Origin of the sequence: Bacillus cereus group sp. MG16 (genome assembly GCF_040459875.1) — a bacterium.
GTDB classification, from domain to species: Bacteria; Bacillota; Bacilli; order Bacillales; family Bacillaceae_G; genus Bacillus_A; species Bacillus_A paranthracis.
The window spans coordinates 39,067-61,527 of the sequence record NZ_JARVHE010000002.1 but is presented as its reverse complement, the minus strand read 5'-3'; the positions used below and the strand labels follow the sequence as shown (position 1 = coordinate 61,527).

Below are 22,461 nucleotides of genomic sequence, written 5' to 3'. Positions count from 1 at the left end.
ATGGTTTTATTATATCAGAAAATTATGAATATTCAATAAATAATTTTAGGTACTCTTTATTTTTTTATAAAAGGGTTGTGTTTTTCTCCACAACCCTCACTTTCTTCTTAATCCACAGGTACTTCTTCTTGTCCATGTGGAATTTGTTCAATTGGTGTTACAATTTGAGCATATTTGTTTACCTGCACTTTAAATTGTCGTGGTTCTAAGAAGTTTACCTGTTGAATTAAAACTTCAATATGAAACGTATCTACTTTTTTCCCACGATCAATTTTGGTAATACGCGCATTGTAAAACTTATCTCCATTTAGAAAATACCTTTGAACAGCTTCTGTAGCCAGCATACGCTCATTACTTGTCATCTTCATTGGTTCAATACCAAATCCAGCCTTTGTAAACAAATACGGAACATCATAACTACTATTAGAAATTTTTCGTAGTAAATCCTCTACAGTTTTTGTCTTTGCGATATATTCCTCTTCCTTTGTATCAAATCCCTTTGGCTTATCTCCAAGCATCTCGATTTCATCTTGATTGACTTGCTCTTCCTCTTGTACTTGAGATTTCATCATGTAACGATGAATCGTATTATAAGTAGCAACGCCTACTACCAACACAATAATCCCCAATATAACTAAGTACTTACGAGGCAGATTCGCTAACACATTCATGACTTTCTTCATTTCTTCACATCCCATATCAGTCTATAACATTACGAATTTGCGTCATATGTTGACCTCTTGCCGTATAGTTTAGACCTGTAATTTGTACACCTTTATTATCACCAATATGAATCATTCTTTGATTCCCCATATAAATTGCAACGTGCCCTGGGTTTTCATAGAAAATAAGATCCCCTGGTTGTGCATGATTGATATCTGGTACTGGTTTACCTTGTCCGACTTGAGCACCTGTCCAATCTCCAAGTTGTACACCTATGCTTGTTCTAAAGACATACTGCGTAAATCCTGAACAATCTGAAGAGCCACCTGGTGGATTACGGTCTCCTAATACATATCTGACTTTTCCTTGCCCTAGCCATTTTTTCGCTTCTTCCAGTACCTTTTGTCGTTTAGCATTTGTCATGGTAGGAGAACCACCAGATGATAACCCTGGATCATCATTTTTCTTAAAGAACTTCATTGGATCCATCGGTTGATCGTTTATACGAATTTGGAAATCTAAATGGACAGCGTATCCAAGCATGTTCAGAACACCACCAACATAGTTAGAACCACCCATTTCCCCGATAATTTGTCCTTTTGTTACCATAGTTCCTGGAGTAACTGAAATCTTACTCAAGTGTAAATAACGGGATACAATGCCATTTCCATGGTCAATATAGACACCTAGACCACCGTAGTTTACATATCCTGTTTGAGCTGTAACTATTCCTGCTTCCATCGACCATACAGGGTCTCCTGGTTTTCCAGCGGTCATGGCTCCAATATCTACAGCATTATGCGGTTTGTTATTATGAATTTCATCAAATGTACCTGTAATACGCCCTGATTTCGTTGGCCATTTCCAACCTTTATCAGAAATCCATTCTCCATCTCCATTTGCTACACAACCTAAATCCTTGTAATATTTTAAAACTTTGGAAACATATGTAAAATCCCCGTAACACGCATTTACCTTGGTTCGAAAGTTATTCGGATCGGAGCAACCACCTGGATTTAAATGATTCTTACTTCTTGAGAACTCAATAGCTGTTTCTTCTGAATAGCCACCCTTTGCTAAAGCGTAACTAATAAAACCTTCGCCAAAGTTGTATGACTGCAAAGCGAGTGCAATGTCACCATTGGCCTTTCCTAGTACATCTTTAAATTCCCGTACACCTGCTTCTATAGAAATATTGGGATCTTTAATACACCCTACACGAGCATTTCCCTTTACACCAATACAAGATGAGCTCATATCTCCATATTGCCCCTCTGAAGCCTGCATCGGGTCATTTCCTGCTCCACCTGATTCCTGCATCATTTGGGCAGCCAAAATACCAACATATTGAGCAACACCATGTTTTTCTGCCATTTCTTTAATTTTTGGAAGATATCCTGTAACTTTTGCATTAAGATTGACAGGCTCCCCGCCAGGGCTCACATTACCTACACACATACCACCAACAAAATTACTAGAAGGTGCTAGATGTCCATACATACCTTCTAACATCCCGGCTTCTAATATCTCACGCGCACGCTCTTTTTGACTTTTACTAAACTTTGCGAGTTCCATAGCTTTCTCTAGCCCATGAGAAGATGTTGTCACTTTTTTACTTCCACTCGCATTAATCTCATCTATTTTTTTCTTAAAATCTGTATCTCCTAATATCTTTTTTACATCTGGTCCGGAGTAACTTTCAGATTTTGTTTTTTGCATCTCCTTTTTCTTTTTTTCGCAAGGACCATTCGGTCCCGCCTCGCATACCTCTTTTTCCGTATATTCTTCATATTGGATATCCAAGAAATATGATATAGCATCATGCGGATCTTTACCAGTTAAATCATTATCATATCGTGCCATGTCAAAGGCGACGACCTCTTTCCAATCCACATTCAAAGCCATTGAGACTTCCATATATTTTTTTACTTGTTCCTCTGTCTTATCTTCATCATCGGTAAAAGGTACAAAAGAGACTAAAATCACACACACAGCAATAATTACTCCCATTACCAAAGCGGCAGGTACTCCAACCGCTGCTACAACAGCACCCACAATTTTTAATATACCTGCTTTTAGCATTTTGGCAGCAGCTTTCGCTGCCGCCCTTCCTGCTTTTCCTGCCAATTTTGCCATCTTCCCGCGTGCTTGCATCCCTTTTTTCTTAATAAAGTGGGAAGCTACATCTTTTAAAGGATTACTTTTTTTCTGTTCATTTGGATCGTTAGGATTTTGACTCATAGACTTATCACACCATATTTTCCATTTTGAGAATTTCTTCCTCTTCGCTGCGCTAAGCGAGGATTTGGCGCAAATGGAATCAGATTTTGCGGGTCATGTTCTGATAAATTCAGATGCGTCTCTGTACGAACAACTTCGTCCTGTGTATGTGTGACTAAAATTTCTTCTTTTGGCTTAATACTACTGTCTTTCACTTCACAAGCTCTTTCAATCCTTTGGTTTGCTTGTAAACGCGTATCTCCTTTTCCGAATGGCGAAATACGTGACACTGTACCGTCTGTTGTTGTCGCAACCATGTAACTACGATCTCTTTCTACCACCATTTGTACATTCTTATAACCACCTTGGTCTAAATCAGACATATAGAAGTGACCATTGTCTACCTTGTGATTGACCGTAAGTGGTGGTTCATTAAATACCGGTTTCTGTTGCAACGGTCTTTGATTTTGATTTCCTACTAATTGATTTGGATTTACATTGATCGAGCGATTGATATTGATTTTTCCACCACTTGAATCTTGTATATAGGCTGGAGATGCTTTCGCACCATTACGATACTGCGTTAATTGTCCATCTGAAATATTTAAGTCCTGATATACGACTTGTCCAGATCGTATACTGCTATCTCCACTACCATAACGAGATACAACTTGCGTCATACCACTAGCGTCTTTTGCTTCAATCCAAGATTTATTATTTGTCGTCACAAGACGTACGGCACCTTTTACAACCGATTGCGCGCCTGTATGATCTGTTGTTGTCGGTACCATCTGTTGAATTTCCTGAATCTCTTTTGCTTCTGTACGAACTGCACTGTTATACGGATTATGTTTACTTACCATACGTGCAGTTGCTTGATAAGCACCCGCACCACCAATCACACCTGCGGCGTAACTTAAGCCTTTTGTCACATTATAGTGACGCTCTGCTGCATTCCCACCTAATGATGTATTAACTGCAGCAGTAGTCCCACTTATTACTCTTTGTACTGCATTCCCTCCGGATTGTTGTACAGCACTCGCGGCACTAAAGTATGCATTTGATACCGTATCAATGCGATCCGCAAGCATAAGGTGTTTCGCACCTTCCATTACACTCATGCCAAGTTTTGTACTTTGCTGTGTCATACGTCCCACTGCGGAAGTTGGGATAGACATTTTACCAGCACTTTGTGCAATATTCGCTACACTTGTTGATGCATCTGCATAAGAGCGTTCAATTTCCGCAACGGAAAGATCTCCTGCACGTGCTATACTCGCTTGCGTTTGTGTCGCTGCATATACAGCTTTATTGATTGCGCCACCTGTCGCAACGCCATGTGAACGAACACCTTGAATCGCACTAGTAATTCCAGAACCTACTTGTTGGCTCACCGTTCCAAGACTTGCATGGCTTTGTAAACCTTTCGTTAATTGCGAAGCAAAGGCATCTTTATTAATATACGATTGATTATGTAGACTCTTACCACTCATATCTTTTGCCTGTACGGGCATCGCTCCCGCTTGTACTGCCGCTTGTTGTGCGACTGCTTTAAATTCATTTCCTTTTTCATTCAGGTGAGACTGCCAAGCTTGCTCTTTTTGTGGTTGAGACATAGTTGGAGACAACTTTTTCATAAAGCTTGCCTGTTGTTCTGCTGCATAGCCCTGTTTAAAGGATTCTGTAGAGGCTTGTACTAGGTTCCCAACATTACTTACTTGTTTTGCTTGCTGACTTCCATTTCCACTTGTCAAACCGTGTGTTTTCACACCATTAACTGCCTTCTGAATACCTGCCGAACTGGATATACCCATAGCATTTAAACCAGGATCTTTTTGTAACTGTTGTGATAAATGAGAAGCGAAAGCTTCTTTATTCGCATAGTTTGTACCGTCTTTTTGCTGTACAATACCAGCTGATTCCGCCGCTTGTTGTGCATAATTTTTGAAGCCTTGTACTTTTTGATCTAAATGCTTATTCCATGCTGCTTCTTTTTCTTGTTGCGGCATATCTGCAGGGAATTGTTTCATAAATCCAGCCTTATGGTCTGCACTATACGCTTTCTTAAATGCAGCAGTAGAAGCGCCGACAAGAGCACCGACTTGTCCCATATTTTGATGGCCACTTTCTAACGTTTCTCCTTTTACATCCTCGACTGCTTTTCCGACTTTTCCTAATGCAAGTCGAGAAGCAAACGCATCTTTATTCACATAGGACTTATCAAACAGATTATTTCCTTGTTTGTCCTTCGCATCAACTGGCATAGCTCCCGCTTTTGTTGCCGCCTGTTCTGCGTGATTTCTAAATCCTTGTACCTTTGTGTTCAGATGATCGTTCCAATGTTTCTCTTTCTCTTCTGCTGACATATTTTCTGGTAACTGACTCATAAACGTGTCTTTATGGTCTGCCTCATACCCCTTTTGGAATGCATTCGTTGCAGCCTTTACTAAATCTCTAGCATTTCCATATGGTGTAGCGGCTTTCTTCATATTTTGTAAATCTTGTTTCCGCTGATTTGAGAAACGAGACATTTGATCACTATTTGTTTTCGCTACTTTTTTAGCAATCTCTGCATCAGATGCACCAGGGAATGCTTGTTTTAAACGGCTTGCAACTGCAGAATCCGGATTATCTGCTTTCCAATTTTCAAAGTCTTTTGTAGCTAAATCCTGTGCGATATCTTCATCGGTTAGTTCCGGATAAGATTCGCCATTTAGATTTGAATACGTGTCCGCACCCTTTTTTACACTGAAACCAATATGTTTTCCTAAAGCCACAGCTCCTTCGCCGACTGCAGCAACACTTCTACCAGCCACTGCACCAGGAGCACTACCTAATGCACTTCCAACTTGCGATCCTGCTACCATCGCTCCCGGTCCAAGACCAGCTCCCGCTGCCATACCTGCAAGTCCTGTCGCTGCTTTACCAATTGAACTTCCAATTTGACCAGCTTTTAACATACGAGCTGCACGAGATGTTGTACCAACATCTGTCCCTAAATTCGCTCCTAATGCATCTTTCGGGTTATCCGCATCTTCTTTATTATCTTTCTCTCCATCTTTCTTTTCTTTCCCTTTATCTTTTGCGCTGCGGTAGTCATCACGAACACCTTTAACTAGCCCGGCCACACTTGCTAAAGCACCCATACCCATCATCGTACCTGCTCTATGAATACCAGCGGATGCATTGGTGCTAAGGCCAATAAAGCTTTTCACGATTTCACCAACTGGGATAAACATCGCAAGTAATATTAATTTTATAATAGGATTTTGCGCACCCCCAATAAGTGTAATAACTAACCATAGGGTAATTGCGTGAATCGCTTGAATTAATACTGCACCCATAAGTTCACGAATCCAATATAAAGTCTGTTGTTTCTTTTGTGGGAACATCCACATTCCTACCATTACAGGGCCTAGTAACATTAATACGTATAGTGTCACAGCACGCATTAAATAATAAAAGTTTGCCCATATCATTAATCCAGCTTCAATAAATAGTCCGAATATGATAAACATATAATCATTTTTATGGTCTTTCATTGAAAGTTCTGTAATCGTCTTATTATCTGCCAGTCCATTCTTTAATAGAGGTATTTGCTGATCTGGGTTAAAATTCCCTAACGCCTCTTTAAACTCTACTATAATCCAAGAATTTAGATCAAAAATAAAATTATAAAAGAAATCTAAATGCCAGAGGCAAATCGAGATAATCATTAAGTCTTTTGCATATTCAATTAATGCCGTGCGATTATTTGGATTCAGAGTCGTTGCTGAATATTTTGCTGCTGTAATTACTACACTGACGAGAACACAAAAAGCAACAAGTTTAAACATGACAGGCATACCGGTATCTAATACATTCGTAACTGCATTCTTTTCATATAAAAAATCTAGATTAGATTTATCTCCACCAAAGACTAGAACTGGAATAGTATCCATAAATCCATAAATAGGCGCTAGTAGGGCCTTTACCATATGGATAACAAGGCCTCCGACCCAATCTATTATTTTCTCAAGCATAATTTCACCTTCCTTTACAAAGGTACGCTACTATCCTGCGTACCCTTGTACTTTCTTCATATTGTTTAAAAGCTCTTGAAGTACCGCTTCATTCGATTCAATAAACATCATTTCTTTATCTGATGGATCTGTTTGAATCCAAACCGAACTATCTCCTACACGGAAGATTCCTTCTCCTTTTCCAGGGTTGTTTAGGATAATATCTAACTCCCCAGCAGTTAAGTTAAAGTTCTCTTGAATCTTTTTCTTATCAATCTTATTTTGTTCTAAGAAGAAATAAGAGAAAGTAGATTGCAAGATACCACGAGCTTTTACATTTTCTAAAATACGAACAAAGTCCTGACTTGCCCAACACATACCGGCATTTCTTTTACGTGAACGACGTGCTACTTTTTCTAAGAAGTTAACCGTTTGTTCATAATCGATAAACTGCCACATCTCATCCACATACAGTACTTTTCGTTTGATAGCGTGTTCTGGACTCTTAATCCAGTGCTCCCAAATATAGTTCAAGATAACGTGGAAAGCGATTGGTTTTAAGAATCCTTCTTCTAAATGACTAATATTAAAGTTAACAACACGTGATTCATTTAACTGTGTTTCTACACCACGACCAAAATGACTTTGCCCATCAAATAATGGTTTTGACCCATCACGTAAGAACGGACGAATCGCAGCGATTAACTCTTCTGCCTTCACATCGTCTCCATGATGTTCTACTATGACATCGTAGATTTCTTTTAACTCCGGCTCTGGCTTTCTTACTTGAGACTGAATTAATTGTCCATCCACCTTCTTCACTTCATCTGTATATAAAGAAGAAGGATGTGAAGTAATACCATGTTTATCAAACACTTCACGGATTGCATCTTCTAGCATCGTACGTTGGAATACATTTAATCCTGGTTGATCAAAGTCTTGCCCACGAATAATAATGTCAAAGAATCCTAGTATTTCATTGATTTTCTCTAAAATTGGTACAAATCTCACATACTTTACGCCATCACGTTCTACGAGTTCTTTCTTATCATATTGTTCAAGTGCTTCTAGTTCTTCATCTTTATCCGTAATCTGAAGCTCTGTTACAGCAATTGCACAAGGGTTAATAATGATATTACTTTCAGGTGAAATGTTTAGGTTAATACCACCTAAACGTTTTGTAATTTTTACAAACTATGATGATAGGTAAGGCTTTGATGTAATCTCCACCTTTTCCCCCACCTCACACCGTACGTGCTAGTTTCCTAGCATACGGCGTTCCATCGTTTCCAACTGACTTTAAAATCAAATTATGTTACTATCGGTTCATTTCCAGCTTTAGTTCTTAGCACATTCAGTTTATCCATTTGTTTCTTGTTAAGTTTAAAAGACCGAAGGTAATGTGTAATCTTATTAAGATTCGTCATGTGAATCAGTTTGTGTATAAACCAATCTACAATTACCAAGTTGTTGTACTTGTCATCCCCACCTTGTTTAATGGGAACAATGTGATGACAATGAACACGTTCAATACCAATTTCCTCACCAGTTACATAACACTTACCATATTGAGCAACGTATTTTGATATCCTATTATCGTTGTACTCAATACTTTTATTCTTCGAATAAGTCCTCATAACTTGGTTGAGAACATCCTTAGGTATTGCCTTAAGATTACTATGTACTTTATTACGCCCCGTTTCCGTATAGTTACAGATAACCTGCGAAAAATTCCACGGGTTTTTATGATGTATTCCTGTAACTGGTAAGAGTGGAGTGTTCTGTACAACGTAAATCTTAGTGTTAGGTTGTATTCCTTTGGTCTTCCTTTTAAAATTCACAGATGTTTCACAGAACTTCATGTGCTTCATATTGTTTCTAAGTCTGGTTCTTATGACTCTTCGCAGAGAGTAATTTACCTCCGTTAAATCCATGTAAATTGTAACTGCATATTTAAAGTAATTTTGTATACCAAGAAGGGTTGAATTAAATTGAGTAACTTTCTCTGAAGTGGGCTCCTTTTGAATTCCTTTGATTCGTTCTTTTAGTTGTCTTTTAGCTTTTGTAATAGCTTTGTCGGACATACTGGTTTTTGCAATATATCCAAATTTAGCTTTACCTTGTTTAACCACTTTGATTTTGAATCCAAGGAAAACTGACGAGTTTTTCTTGAGATTAACCACTTTGGACTTTTTGGGGTTAATTTCTAATCCCAAGCGGGATTTGAGAAAATCAACTGTCGCATGATAAAAGCGTTGTGCTTCATCATAAGTCCGACACATTATTTTGAAGTCATCCGCGTATCTCACTACATAACCACATTTTAGATTCGTGTACTTCCTAGCATATTGTCGAAACCCTAAATGCCGAGTAGAGATTCTGTGAGGTTTGTAGGTTTCCCATTGGCTACTTATCCACCAATCAAGTTCATTTAGAACAATGTTGGAAAGTAAAGGAGAAATAATTCCTCCTTGCGGAGTACCCTTATTGGGAATACCCTCTCCTTCTATCTCAGATTTAAGGATTTTTGAAATAACACATAGAAGTGATTTGTCTCTTATTCCCAGAGTCCACATTTGCCTTAATAGCTTTTTGTGGCATACATTATCAAAGAACCCCTTAATGTCAATATCAACACAGTAGTGTTGGTGACCTATGTTAATAAGACTTACAACTCTACTTAGTGCATGGTGTGTACTTCTGTTCGGTCTAAATCCATAACTATGGTTATGAAACTTAGCTTCACAAATAGGTTCCAATACTTGGAGGATAGATTGTTGTACTAATCTGTCCCAAATTGTTGGAATCCCCAGGGGTCGCTTCTTATCACTGCCCTCTTTTGGGATAAGGACTCTTTTAACTGCTTGTGGTTGATAGTTATTTAATCGTTTCCTAACTTCATGAATAATCTTTGTATCGTTTAGGTGCCAAATATCTTTAATGGTTAAATTGTCAACTCCAGCCGTGTTACTCCCCTTATTAGTTTTGATGTTGCGGTATGCTAATCTAATATTTTCTTCCGAACCGATAATATCAATTAATTTATAGAAATTGTTACCATTAAGGCTATTAGAATATAACTCATCATACTTTCTTTGCATGTCGTAATATTCACTGTGCCTTAGTTTAGTTTTCTTTAACATGGGCTGTAACCTCCCCTTATTTACTGGAGGTTTACATCTCTTTAGTCTTACTCGAAACCATGTCAACCATAAGTAACAGTCAGTTTTCAATCGACTAGTGGCTATCCCTCCACGTTCATTACACGTTTCATAGGTACTGTGCCACCACTTTCACTGTCATAAACCTAGGTTATACAATTTACAATTGTTTTCCCTAGAACCACTTCATCGGAAGCAAGCCCTCAGTGTTGACAGCTTACCACGTTCCGTCATTCCTATCTGTGCATATACCGTTAGGTTTCTCCTATGAGCCTGCTACCTTGATATTGCCTGTAACAATATATGGACTTTCATAAAGGCGAGTTTTACTCATCCACAGTAGCGACACTAATTGTGTCAGTAAGCCTTTCGACTTACTTCCGATATAGACCCGTACCATCAGAGATTCGTCCGCACATACCATACTCTATTGGTTCATAGTGCATACTAACCATAGGTAATTTATAGACTTCCGGTTTATAGGTTACACCACCCACCTCTGAGTGACTTTCGTATCCTATAGGATTACGGTAACTCTCAACCGACTTCACCGAGCTTCATACAGTTCAGTTCTTGCTAACTTCACTGCATGTCGGAGTATTAAAGGAAGCCCTTCAAGGCGTTACCCTATCATTTGACTTCTTGGAATGACAGTTCACTGTTGAACTGTAAGTTCGACAATGCCTAAGCTTTTCACTTAGGAACGTGTCGCACCTCCCTCTGGATCGATAATCATTGCATGTGTATCTGCAAGTGATGTTTCACGAGCGAGCTTCATTTTTAAAAGTAAACTTTTCCCGGAACCTGAAATTCCTGTCACACCAATGTTATAGTTTGGTGGACGATAATCTGCATTCCCGAATGAATTTAAAAATTCTACTTGGCCAGTAATTTTATTCTTTCCTATTGGTATACCACCGTTAAATCTTCCGGATCCTGACACAAAGGGTGCAAATGTACATAGAGCACGTCTATCGATGTTCCGATAAGTATCTTGCAGCGTATTTGGTGCCCCTAGTGGCATAGTAGCTTTCAAACCACTTTTCACACGGTTCCAAGTACTTGCTATCTTAAAATGAGATGCTTGCATTTCATCTTCAATATACTCACATAAAACGTCCAATTCTTTCTTTGATTCTGCGTAAGCAACACCCATTGTACTCACCATATACGAGTCGTTTTCATTGAACTGGATTTCATCCATTAAATTGTTTGTATCTTGAATTTTTGCATCTAAGTCTTTTTCTTGGTCAATGTTTCCTCGTGTACGTTGGAAAGAAAGATTCGAACGTAACATTGTCAGCTGCATATCTAATGATCGCATTGCCTTAGCTTTTGGCTCTTTATGAATATCAATCATGACATCCACTTCCCCGGCTGAAGTTAACATGTTCAGCCAATTCGTTTGCATCATACGTGGATATCCATCACGTGGAATATAAAACGGACGGAAGAACGTATTACTTCCTAAAGATTGTTTAATAACCCCATAATCTTCTGCATCAATTTTCATTCCTTCTGGGGCAATAACATCAAACACTGTTGTTTGATTGTCTAATTGCGTCGGTACTTCCTCTTCTTCCAACTCTTCCTCCTCTAGCTCCAATTCGTCCCTCTCTTCTGCTTCTATTTTTTTCTTTTCCTTTTTCTTTCTTCCGAACAACTTCATGTTTACGCCACCCCGTTATTTGATTTTTCTGCCTTTTCTTCTGCTAGCACTTTCTTCATTAACTCTAGTTTTCTTTCATTTGTTTCCCCTGTTGAATAGAGGGAGAAATTCTCATTTTCAATTAAGTCCTGGAAACGAGCTTTTACAGCTTTCCGACGGTTAAATGCTACATATAAAAGTTCTATTAATTTATCTTTCGTTAACATTTCTACATTAATTTTTGCTTTCGATAGTAGATTTCGAGAAGCATTATAACGGCGATATAATTCGTTAAACGCCTTATCCACAATCTTTTCTTCCAACTCTTCCTCTGTATCAGCAGTAATCGTACTAATATCAACCTTGTATGGATAAATTAAATAACGCTTTTGTTCATATCGAGGTTGCGAACGCTGCCAGTACTCTAAGTTATCGATAACTTCTTGGCCATATAGAACCGTCTCTGGTGTAAGGTCCTTCGCACCTTTCATCGTTTCTGTCATTTTGCGTACAGGATCTGTTAAATCCACAAACTTACTTTGAATATATACTTTCGTATTAAATTCTAATGTGGTTAACCATGATTCAATTTTGATATCAATTGCTTCTTGTTCCATATTGGAGAGTAAATAATAGTTAACTGGATGTGCTTCCGCAATCAGAACAAATGTATCATCATGATATCGAATCATATGATTATCGATTTCCTTAATGTCTTCTACAAAAGCACGAAAGAAGTCAACATTATCCTCATCAATTTCCGATTCAGCAGGCGTATTTTTTTTATTTTTCTTTCCAGCTTTTTCAGTAGTGTGTTTCTCTACTCCACCTTGCTTTTTCCCTTTTTTCTTAGAACCAAACAGCGGTTTTCCATTCATTTTCCGATAAAAGAAAAATCCCACAATGGCTATTGCTGCAAAATATATCATTTCTAACATTTATAAGTTCTCCTTTGCCCATGTAGTTGGCTCGTATCCTTTTCTCCACTTACCTTTTTCGGAACGGCTACGCATTTTAATAAGTAGATACTTATCTAGATACATGTGTTGTTTTTCTTTATATATAAACGCAAACGTTATAACACCTATTACCGTCGGTAGTGCTAAAATTAAGCAAATAAAAAACGCTACTACCGCATCAATAGGTGCAAATAGTCGCCATAAAAATGGTACATATAAATAAAGGGATGCTCCGCCACCTAATAGATAAATCAATTGGCGTTTGCTCAGCACACCTAATAGTGTTTTTTGTTCCGAAGTCATATCAACAGGAACGGTTACTTTTCTCATTTTGTTTCCTCCCTTGTATAAGAGAAGCTCTCCCCAAATAGAGGAGAGCTTGTACAAACTCTTATGTTAGATTGTCGTAACCCAAGCAGCGATATCGTAAGCTTTGATCATGACAAAGCCTCCAATTGCCGCGCAAGCTAAACCAATCATAGCTTGTGTACGGTTTTCAGGGTTCTTCCCTTGTGCTCCAGATAGTTTAATAGCTGCAAATACAACGCAAGCTGCTACCCAAATTCCCCCAAAACCAATTAAGGTTTTCACCAAAGTGTTCATGCTTTTTTGAACGGTTTCAGCATTACCGCCACCACCATTACCACCAAGCCCTTTCGAAAAACTATTTTTTGCCAGTAAGAAATCTCCTACTGATGTTGTCATAAGTTTTGCAGACAACCAATTCAACATAATTCCTGCACCTCCGGGTGTTTTTGCTCGCAAAACGCAAAAAGACCCCAATACACGCACACGTCCCCTAAGGACATGGCGCATATTGAGGTCTTCTCTTATATGCGAACTGATTAAATTTATATTTTATTGTAAAATCTTATTACGTTTATATTATAGCAATACGATTTTAAAAATACAACCCCTTATTTACACCTTTATTACTTTTTGTCTACTTTGTTTGGATCGTACCATACCATTTTTATTATATCGTATTCAAATTTGTAGCAAAAAAAATGTGTAGATTCAAACCAAGGCTAACCACAAAAAAATAAGTGCAGATATAATATTTTAAATTAAACTGTATTCTAGATAACTAGCTATATATTCAATTTTGTACGACATATCGTTTTTTCTTAATGTTAAAATGAAAGAAAAAGGAGACTTGTTCATGAGTGAATTAATCAGTGATGTATTGGTTGGGATCGTTATGTCGATTCCTTCAAAAAAGTAAAAAATGATTCGTAAAAACTTTAAGTTATTGAAAAAAGAAACGTGGTTTAAAGAGATTGAACAAAGATACGGTAGATTAATGGTATTTAACTATTCCATTAGAGAACTTGTTAAAAAAGAGGATCTTGAGGCAATCTTAAAGGATGTTAAGAAGACTAATGAATTTCGTTATGAATTAGAGGAAATCCTAAAGCAAGAAAAAATATAGTTATAATCACAAAATGGGCATCAATTAAAAATCAAAAATAGGTAATTGTTTGTAATCACAATTACCTATTTTTGATCATTTATATTTACTCTTTATGTTTTAAAATTTCATTAACCTCTTCCACACTTAATTCAGTGGCTTCCGCTACTTTCTCTATAGGTACACCGACATGAATTAAATTGTGAATTATCTCTATCTTAGTTGCAATTCTAGTCTCTTCTGTGGCTTTCTTGGTAGCTTTTTCTTCTGCCGTTTCTATTTCTGATATTCTATCTTTTATTGCTTTTTCTCTAGCCTCATATAAGCGTAAAAAATCCTTATCGCTACTTAAACGCTCCCAATCCTCTATTGCTTTTTTCAAAACTGGATCTTTTTCCATTGCTATCGCCTCCAGGATTGTTGTTAATTTCTCATCCTCATGCGCAGGGAATAATAATAACCAACGCGCTAAAGAATTTTCCCATGGATTCATTCGTTCTCCTCGCCATTCTTGAATCACTTTTGGAATTTCAAGAAAATGCAACTGCATATTTTCAGTAATAATGCGCTTCGATTTCTTGTTCATCACTGTATTAACATTATGAAACTCTTGCTCTTCTGGAAACAGAATGAAATCTACTATGTTAATGCAAATGGTTGGTCTTAATTCTGTGTACTTCATCCCTTGAGTCATTTGAGAATAATACATGCCAGCCCAGTAGAACAAAGAACGCTCTATCATATCTTTTTTGTCTCGAACTTGAATCTCTATATTTAATTTTATACCATTATTCAGAGTAGCTCGCAAATCTAAAATAGATAATTTATCATCCTTCTGCTCTCTTGGAAGATGCGGATCATCTAAGTGCAAAGATGTAATTTCTTCATCAATAGATGATTGTAGTACCGCATTAAGAAACCCTATTAATATATCTTCATTTCCTTCTACTCCAAACAGACGCTTAAAAGCATAATCAACTCGTAAATTTACTAGATTCTTTTTTACATAGACACTCATGTTCTTCCTCTACCTTTCTCGTTTTAAAATTGTATTTTAGGACATAAAAAAAGATAGAATTACAATTCTATCTTTTCCCCCTCTATTCATCTCACCATATATGGATACTAGTTATTTAACATATACGAAATATCCTCTTCACACATATTTGTCGCATTTGCAATTGTCGTGATAGAAACTCCTTCACTATAAAATCGTTGAATGAGTTCCATTCTTTCTTGTTCCCTAGCTTTTTTGTCTACGTCCATTAATTGTTGCATAATATCCATATCCTTCATACACACCTTTCTTTTATATAAAATCCCCTAGTTAAACTGTTACGTGTATTGTAAAAGAAATTTTTACACTAATACTGCTACTTTGTTGTAAAATGTACAACTTTCTTTTAAGTTCACAACGATTTTTTATATTGTGCGAAAAACAGGCTTGAAAGAAGCTTGCATCGCATCATCTAAACCTTTCCCTTGTGCTGGGTTCCATGCTGCAATAATTACGTTATAGCCCTCTTTCTTTAACTCTGTCGCAAAAGCAATTAAGGCGGCTCTTACTTTTTCATTCTCTACTAAGTCAGCATCGAATGCTAAGTATACATTTTCTACGCCCATATCTTTTAATACTGGCATAACGATTCTCCATGCATTTACACCCGGAATCGCAAGAACTGTTGTCCCTACTTTAGCTATTTCTTCTTTATTTAGTCTTTGAGGAAGTAAATCGGCAATCAAATCCGCCTTCATCGGCCCTTCTGTAATCATTACTGATTTTGTTTTGTGCAGCGTACCAGACTTCCGATGTTTCAAATGTGAGCTTGGTACTGCTACATGTACAGGAAGTGGATTTTCACTACCTCCCGCACCGGTTCCTTCATTTTTATTTGCTGAAGAGATCCATAAGTATTTTTGACCTTTATGTATCTTTACAATAACTTTTTCCCCGCCGATTAATAATTCTTTATTTTTCCCTATTTCTAGTTTTCCTTCATAGATACAATCACCGTTTTTCGTTATTTTCACAATATTAGGCTGTTGTAGTAGTTCGGCTTGTATACCTGTAGGTCCAGATTTCACATGAACAGAGTTCTTTACTTCATCTACACGTACTTGCCAACCAACAATTTGATTATATTGGTTTCGGAATGGAATCATAATTCCTGGAAAACCTGCCATTAAACGAAGAGAAAGTTGTCCTTTCTTCATTTCATAAAATGTGACGCATCCCAAAGGATATTTCCCTCTGGGGTAGCGCCTACCCATTTCGGGTGCGATAGGTAAATCTTTGATGTTATCTCCAATTTTTCCCCCGCCCCACACCGTGCGTGCGACTTTCACCGCACACGGCGTTCCATCGACTGTTTAATGTCTTTGTGTTTCCTCAATCTAAAGGTTTATTACTTTTGTTAATGTTTTGTTTGTCAATTGATTTCTAACATTTCATTTTTCGCTTGTTTTCTAAGTTTATTTAGCTTAATGAGTTGTCCTTCGTTTAGCTTCAACTTCTCCATTAGACCTCCGATCACATCAGGCGATGTTGCATGGATTAATGTGTGTACATCTCTACATATTAGGATTAGGTTCTTATAACTATCATCTTGCGTATATTTCCAAGGTGTTTTATGGTGACATTGCATGTCTGATAGTATTAGTTCCTCGGAAGTAATTGCACATTTGCCATGTTGGGCTACAAATAGAGAGATTCGGTTGTCATTATATTCAACAGTTGCTCGTTGACTAATGACAGGGTGTTCTCTTAACCATTGTATTTTCCATTCAGGCACTGCAGATTGATTTTTATGTATCAATTCTCTACCTTGTGGTGTATACTTATTGATTTTTGTATCCTTATTTTTGGGGCTTTTGTGCTTGATATACGCTAGTGGTAGAATAGGAATATCATTTAGATATCGAACCATTGCTGATTTCATGTATCTTTTAATTCCTTTATCTTTCCCTTTGTACTTCCCTTTCCTATTAACATGTAATCTGTTGTAAATCCTTATATTTAGGTGTTTATGGATGCTTGCTAAATCCCTATTAACCTCGGTCGCAATCTCATAGTAATTATGTGTGCCAATTACCATAGAGTTGTAGCGAACAATAGCTTTATTCTTTAGTCCCTCATTTTTACTTCTTTGAATTACAGCGATTTGATCTTCAAATTGTTTTTGGATTTTCTTTTTGGTTTTGTTTGATATGTGTGTTCTTGCAATTAACTTACTTCCCTTTTTTACCATTTTGATTTCAAAACCAAGAAATTCACTACTTTCCTTACGGAGATTTGTGATTTTTGACTTTTCCTTCGAAATTGGTAGTTTTAGGCGTTCTTGCAACCACATCTCACATGCTTTAAAGATTTTTTGTGCATTCGATTTCGTAGCGGTGAAGATTTTGAAGTCATCTGCATATCGAACAATATACATTTCTTTCAAAGCCGTTGTTTTGCGCATTTTACTGTAATGTGGGTACTTGTCAACATGTCCGCCCTTTTTAATGGTTAATGACAATTCCTTTAACAACCTGTCTTCCCATTGATTTGTTATCCACCAATCGAATTCATTTAGATTGATATTGGCTAATAATGGACTTAATATTCCACCTTGTGGTGTACCTTTGTTTGGATATTGCATTTCACCATTGGGCAGTACTATTGGGGCTTTTAACATTTTTCGGATGATTACAAGAAGTTGTTTATCTCGTATTCCCATAGTCCATAGTTGACGCATGAGTTTTTTGTGATTAACTTCATCGAAAAATCCTTGTATGTCTACATTAACTACATATTGCATATGACTTCGATTCACCCTCAAGGTTGCATCTGCCATAGCTGTTTCAGGGCTTCGATTTGGACGGAAACCGTGACTGTGTTTGTTGAATTTTGCCTCGCATATAGGTTCAAGTACTTGTTTTATACATTGTTGCGCAATTCTATCCCACATTGATGGAATTCCGAGTGGTCTCGTTTTCCCATTAGGCTTTGGTATCTCTACGCGTCGCACTTTTCGTGGGGTATAGTTAGAAAATCTTTTTTGAACAATTTTGATGAAATCTTCTTGACTGAGTTTCTCAACATCCTTGATAGTAACTCCATCAATCCCCTCTGTGATACTTCCTGAATTGCGTTTAATATTTCTAAACGCTAAAAGAATATTACTTTCAGAGGTTATGACTTTCATTAACTGCTTGAAGTTTCCTCCATTTAGACTTTTGGCATATAACTCGTCTTGTGATTCCTGCATACCGTAGTATTCAGAATGTCTAAGCGAGTTATCCTTTAGTCCCTCTTTTCTAGACCTTTTCATGTTTTATCACGCTCCAATCTTGGCTCGTGACCTTTTAAGTCATACGAGAATTCCATGAGCGATTGAGGTTATATGACTTTTAAAGAGTCGACTTGTGGCTATTGCTCCAGTTCCATTACAGAACCTTCTTTGCTCCTACCACTACTCTCACTAATGTTAAAAGAAGTTCCCTCGGTATACCGTTTCCTCCTTACTGTTTCATAGAGTTTGCGCTCTCCACATCATTAGCTTTCGACGTTCCCTTAACTTTATCAATTTTAGACTTAGATGCTTCCTTTAAGCCGATGCCCTATCCAATGCCTGTAACATTGCATGGTGGTTTTTCCAGGCTATAACGTATCCACCACTGGACATAGAAACTTTCGTTTCCCATACCATTTCTGGTATGCGAATATTCGACCCGTACATTCGGAAGTTCGTCAGAATACCATTTTATTCATTCTCACCATATCTAATTTTTTGTGACCCCCACCCTATCAACTACGGGACTCACCTCTGAGATCCTTTTCGGTTGCCTGTTAAAATAGGTACTTCGGTAATTTTTCAGATGACTTCACCGAGCTTCAGACCCCTTCTTATGTCGCAAAACTAGAAGGCGCATGTCGGAGTATTAGGGGAAGCGTTTCAAGACGTTACTCTATCATTCCACTTCTCAAGTTAAGAGTTCTACAATCTTAATTCGTTGTGGGTGTTATTTACATTTCAACGTTTCAAGATGGTGCGTAATCTTTTCAATTACGAACGTCTCGCACAGCCAGGTATTCCCTTCCAACAATCTTTTTTGCCAATTTGTTTAAATAACTTTTCCCAAATAGTTGTGTATGTATTATCATCTTCCAACACAATTTGTTGCTTTAAAAAAGAACGATATTGACGTATCTGTACTTCTTCTTCAGTCATTTTTCTATCTTGCAGTAAATGTATATGATGCTTCTCCTCTAACGGTAAAAATCCGATTAAATTACGATTAAATACATCTAATTCCTCGTTACTACGCTTACTATGTCCCTTTACCACATCTACATCTGGTAATTGGTATTGCTTCTTACCATTTAGATAATGGATATAACTTGGATTACTTGAATTTTTACCGTATACCCACTTACTTTCCACACGGGTACATGCTACTTTCTCCTGTGAAACATGCAGCATACAGTTTCCAATACCATTACAGATTGGGCATGGAACACGATAAAATTCCCACCAACTTCCTCTTGGATGTGCAGTTGTTAAACGAAATTGTCCTTTTTGTATGTTATAATTCATCATTTCCCACTCCTTGTATACTATTTATTATATATGGAACAACTACTTCCACTAAACTCTTTATACTTCTATTTAGATGTTCTCTTTGTTCTCCTAACGGATATACAAAAGAATATGTATCACAAACTAAATAATCGTTTCTATGTTCTTGATCTAGCAAAGCTGATTCTAAATATGCTTCAAATGCTCTAGCTAACATCTCATGATTTGTAGACCAATACTTTTTGGTTCTCTTCTTATCTAACTTAATGGCTGTATCAAAGTATACAGACCCTTTCACTTGATAGGATATTTCAACAAGTTTTTCGCCTGTTTTTTTATAATGATATGCAGCTAACATTTGTGCGGTTTTCTCAAATTCTTTTTCAATTTTACGCTCCATACGCGTTTTTGTAGCTCCTGATAAAGTATCAAGCTTCCTACACAAACTAGCATGATGTGATTCTAAAATATTTGAAAGATTTCCTTTAAACACATCATAACTATCGATAACACCACCAAAGAAATACCACTTTCTACTGTAGGCATTTTCCACGTTGATTACTCTGGCCACTTTTCCTTGTTTACAAGCATCTAACACAGCTTGCATCTTTTCCTTGATAATAGCCGGCAAGATATTCCCAATACTCTTCCCACTTGATAAGAAAGCAAGACTGCCATTTTGAAAATCATGACTACAATCATATAAGAAATGATCTAATGCATGTCCCCATTCATGACACAATGCCCCGACTCCATTATCACGAGTTAAATTAATGACTTTGGTAGAAGGTTCATAATGCGCTAATGCATTGCCGCTTCCTCTCGCACCAATCGCAAGTCCTAATCGTCCTCCTAACCCTATATACTCAGGTGGAATCCCTAATATACGAGCTAAATCATGCAATGCTTCAGATACATGCCCAATATGCTCTTTTGCATATTGTTCAGTGCAATAATGACCAAATTGCATCCCCTTCAACCCAAACATAGCAACTACGTCTTCAGGTTTGGTAGCAATTTCTACTCCTGGCCCTTTTCTTTGCAGGGTATCTGGCAGTTTCCTACTCCAAGCAGCTGCGAATTTCTTACGAGTCGTAACCTTTTTCGTAAGTAAATCATTCCATGTTAGTTCATGTGATACACGAAGATACGTAGAATTAATACTTTTTGAATTTGTGCAAAGTGATATGAATTTCTTTCCTAATATCAATAATTCCATACCATCTGCATCAACAAACTCATCAAAATATTCCTCTACCATTCTTTTAAATGTGAATGTTACATTCTTATTTTTTCTAAATACAGACCAACCATTGCTCATTTCCATACCATAAGAGACAACAAGATTTACCCATTGTTCTGAGGTATGTATTGACTGTATCTCATGCCATATTCTTCTACATGCTTGAACATATAGTTTCCTTGCAGTCGGTGTATCTACAATTGGCTTCTTATTAATTCTGCCCACTAGCAGTTGCTTTAACTTTGCAACACGTGGCGGGACATCATTTTCTTTTTCATGTTCAAAAGAGAATGGAATTAATGAGTTTCGATCCAATGCATTTAGCGCCTCTACTGGAGATTCTTTTTCAATTTCAGCTAAAATTTCTAAAGAAAATGATACTAAAAATGATTCTTTTAAAGCTCGTATCTCTTTCTTTGCTCCCACTAATTTCTCACCTACATCATAACTGTATCGATTGCGAACTTGTTTATCTGTTCTCACATCTTGTACCATTACGTCTTCTCCAACCTCTAAACCAAACAGTTCAAATAAATTCATACTAAAATCCTCCTGAATAAAATAAAAGACAGAAATTCATAGTCATTTTGCACTACGGATTTCTGTCATTCCCTCTGTCTGTACACTTCCATATAGTTATGTAAATTACTCATTACGATACACTCACACCTGTTAAAGAGAATAGATCCTCTTTTGTCGGATTTAGTGCTTGTAACCAGCTATCTACCTCTAAGAAGTTTACTTTTTTTAATTGTTCGCCTTTTTCCGCACGCTTAACCACCTCTAAACCTCCATGCTGATGCACAATCATTACAAGATCATCTTTCTTGAAAATACAATCTACATCTGCAGAATTTATGTGGTGGTTATGTAGAATTGGTTTCCATTTCTTAAGTGAATAACATTCTACATCTAAAAAACCACGGATAGCAGTAAAGCGAAAACTCGTCCCTCTAAAACATCTTTCCAATAAAAAAAGGAAATCCCGTACACATCCATTAAAATGAACATGATACAAATAGATTTCCCCTGCTTGTTTTGCTGTTCGCTGTGACAAGTTTGATGGTTTAATGGAAAACTGATAACAATCTCGTTCCCAAAATGCTCCTTCTTTTGTAACTCTCATTCGTAATGCACGTAAACTTGGAATAAGTTCATCTGGATGCGCAGAACAAAATAAAGATACTTCATAACTGATGTTCATAAATAAATCCCCCTAAATAATTTTTGCCCAGTGTAGTAATGGGTTCTAACAATCAAACAGACTTGAAAACAACACAAAAAGGGCTTCTTCAAGTCGATTAAAAATGTGCATAGCAAAATAAGCTATATATACACTAATCGGCTCAAAGAAGCCCTTTCATAAATGAAACAAGACGCAACTTGCTTCTACAACTCAACCACAACACAATAAGGTGTGGGAATAAACGGAATCAATTAAACAATAAATATACTTCCATATTAATGAATTCATACAAAAATTTCAATAATTTTATGTGTCCTTAAAATATCCAGCTCATTTTTTTAAAAAATTCATACGCTTTAACGCTACCTTGGTTTCTTCATCAAATGATATAATTCCCTCCTCGATAAT

The 22,461-nt window shown here is 37.1% G+C and carries 13 protein-coding genes and 4 pseudogenes; 1 reads left to right on the top strand and 16 read right to left on the bottom strand.

Features of this window, described 5'->3' with window-relative positions; all coding sequences use genetic code 11:
* Positions 1-107: 107 nt before the first annotated feature.
* From QCI73_RS28075 to QCI73_RS28035, 9 genes and pseudogenes are all read right to left on the bottom strand, one after another.
* Entirely contained in the window at positions 108-683 is a 576-nt protein-coding gene (locus QCI73_RS28075) for a hypothetical protein (protein ID WP_000757469.1), read from the bottom strand.
* Positions 684-699: 16 nt separating this feature from the next.
* Complete coding sequence (locus QCI73_RS28070) at positions 700-2,904, bottom strand: lysozyme family protein (protein WP_048520099.1); 2,205 nt, start codon at positions 2,902-2,904, stop codon at positions 700-702.
* Positions 2,901-6,905: a TrbL/VirB6 family protein gene (locus QCI73_RS28065; RefSeq protein ID WP_048520100.1), complete on the bottom strand. Its 4,005-nt coding sequence runs from the start codon at positions 6,903-6,905 to the stop codon at positions 2,901-2,903. The genes QCI73_RS28070 and QCI73_RS28065 overlap by 4 nt, the downstream gene beginning before the upstream one ends.
* A 30-nt stretch (positions 6,906-6,935) precedes the next feature.
* Positions 6,936-8,078, bottom strand: a pseudogene (locus QCI73_RS28060) (VirB4 family type IV secretion system protein); the annotation flags it as partial.
* 116 nt (positions 8,079-8,194) lie between these two features.
* A complete protein-coding gene (gene ltrA, locus QCI73_RS28055) occupies positions 8,195-10,027 on the bottom strand; it encodes a group II intron reverse transcriptase/maturase (protein ID WP_000914978.1) in 1,833 nt (610 codons plus the stop codon).
* 733 nt (positions 10,028-10,760) lie between these two features.
* Positions 10,761-11,714: pseudogene (locus tag QCI73_RS28050) on the bottom strand (hypothetical protein); the annotation flags it as partial.
* Positions 11,715-11,716: 2 nt separating this feature from the next.
* Entirely contained in the window at positions 11,717-12,631 is a 915-nt protein-coding gene (locus QCI73_RS28045) for a hypothetical protein (RefSeq protein WP_000892008.1), read from the bottom strand.
* Positions 12,632-12,982: a PrgI family protein gene (locus QCI73_RS28040; RefSeq protein ID WP_001233532.1), complete on the bottom strand. Its 351-nt coding sequence runs from the start codon at positions 12,980-12,982 to the stop codon at positions 12,632-12,634.
* 66 nt (positions 12,983-13,048) lie between these two features.
* Positions 13,049-13,468, bottom strand: a complete 420-nt coding sequence (locus QCI73_RS28035; RefSeq protein WP_001996082.1) for a hypothetical protein — start codon at positions 13,466-13,468, stop codon at positions 13,049-13,051.
* A 412-nt stretch (positions 13,469-13,880) separates the two neighbouring features.
* Between QCI73_RS28035 and QCI73_RS28030 the strand changes: the two genes are divergently transcribed.
* Positions 13,881-14,084 carry a hypothetical protein gene (locus QCI73_RS28030; RefSeq protein WP_353824142.1) on the top strand — a complete coding sequence of 68 codons (204 nt, stop codon included), beginning with the start codon at positions 13,881-13,883 and terminating at the stop codon, positions 14,082-14,084.
* An 85-nt stretch (positions 14,085-14,169) separates the two neighbouring features.
* Here QCI73_RS28030 and QCI73_RS28025 read toward each other — a convergent pair whose 3' ends face one another.
* From QCI73_RS28025 to QCI73_RS27995, 7 genes and pseudogenes are all read right to left on the bottom strand, one after another.
* Positions 14,170-15,081 carry an Rpn family recombination-promoting nuclease/putative transposase gene (locus tag QCI73_RS28025; RefSeq protein ID WP_048519935.1) on the bottom strand — a complete coding sequence of 304 codons (912 nt, stop codon included), beginning with the start codon at positions 15,079-15,081 and terminating at the stop codon, positions 14,170-14,172.
* A gap of 107 nt (positions 15,082-15,188) precedes the next feature.
* Positions 15,189-15,350: a hypothetical protein gene (locus QCI73_RS28020; RefSeq protein ID WP_162230662.1), complete on the bottom strand. Its 162-nt coding sequence runs from the start codon at positions 15,348-15,350 to the stop codon at positions 15,189-15,191.
* Positions 15,351-15,485: 135 nt separating this feature from the next.
* Positions 15,486-16,298: pseudogene (locus QCI73_RS28015) on the bottom strand (DUF3854 domain-containing protein); the annotation flags it as partial.
* 194 nt (positions 16,299-16,492) lie between these two features.
* A complete protein-coding gene (gene ltrA / locus QCI73_RS28010) occupies positions 16,493-18,376 on the bottom strand; it encodes a group II intron reverse transcriptase/maturase (RefSeq protein ID WP_000830948.1) in 1,884 nt (627 codons plus the stop codon).
* A gap of 753 nt (positions 18,377-19,129) precedes the next feature.
* A pseudogene (locus tag QCI73_RS28005) lies at positions 19,130-19,642 on the bottom strand (hypothetical protein); the annotation flags it as partial.
* Positions 19,632-21,407, bottom strand: a complete 1,776-nt coding sequence (locus QCI73_RS28000) for an LPD1 domain-containing protein (RefSeq protein ID WP_270394936.1) — start codon at positions 21,405-21,407, stop codon at positions 19,632-19,634. The gene QCI73_RS28000 and the pseudogene QCI73_RS28005, both read right to left, overlap by 11 nt.
* A gap of 112 nt (positions 21,408-21,519) precedes the next feature.
* Positions 21,520-22,071 carry a hypothetical protein gene (locus QCI73_RS27995; protein ID WP_270394933.1) on the bottom strand — a complete coding sequence of 184 codons (552 nt, stop codon included), beginning with the start codon at positions 22,069-22,071 and terminating at the stop codon, positions 21,520-21,522.
* Positions 22,072-22,461 lie beyond the last annotated feature (390 nt).

Coding starts and splice junctions, on each gene's coding strand:
- QCI73_RS28030 (WP_353824142.1), top strand. CDS start 13,881: ATGATTCGTAAAAACTTTAAGTTATTGAAAAAAGAAACGTGGTTTAAA.
- QCI73_RS28020 (WP_162230662.1), bottom strand. CDS start 15,350: ATGGATATTATGCAACAATTAATGGACGTAGACAAAAAAGCTAGGGAA.
- QCI73_RS28065 (WP_048520100.1), bottom strand. CDS start 6,905: ATGCTTGAGAAAATAATAGATTGGGTCGGAGGCCTTGTTATCCATATG.
- QCI73_RS28025 (WP_048519935.1), bottom strand. CDS start 15,081: ATGAGTGTCTATGTAAAAAAGAATCTAGTAAATTTACGAGTTGATTAT.
- QCI73_RS28075 (WP_000757469.1), bottom strand. CDS start 683: ATGAAGAAAGTCATGAATGTGTTAGCGAATCTGCCTCGTAAGTACTTA.
- QCI73_RS28070 (WP_048520099.1), bottom strand. CDS start 2,904: ATGAGTCAAAATCCTAACGATCCAAATGAACAGAAAAAAAGTAATCCT.
- ltrA (WP_000830948.1), bottom strand. CDS start 18,376: ATGAAAAGGTCTAGAAAAGAGGGACTAAAGGATAACTCGCTTAGACAT.
- QCI73_RS28000 (WP_270394936.1), bottom strand. CDS start 21,407: ATGAATTTATTTGAACTGTTTGGTTTAGAGGTTGGAGAAGACGTAATG.
- QCI73_RS28045 (WP_000892008.1), bottom strand. CDS start 12,631: ATGTTAGAAATGATATATTTTGCAGCAATAGCCATTGTGGGATTTTTC.
- QCI73_RS28035 (WP_001996082.1), bottom strand. CDS start 13,468: ATGCGCCATGTCCTTAGGGGACGTGTGCGTGTATTGGGGTCTTTTTGC.
- QCI73_RS28040 (WP_001233532.1), bottom strand. CDS start 12,982: ATGAGAAAAGTAACCGTTCCTGTTGATATGACTTCGGAACAAAAAACA.
- QCI73_RS27995 (WP_270394933.1), bottom strand. CDS start 22,071: ATGAACATCAGTTATGAAGTATCTTTATTTTGTTCTGCGCATCCAGAT.
- ltrA (WP_000914978.1), bottom strand. CDS start 10,027: ATGTTAAAGAAAACTAAACTAAGGCACAGTGAATATTACGACATGCAA.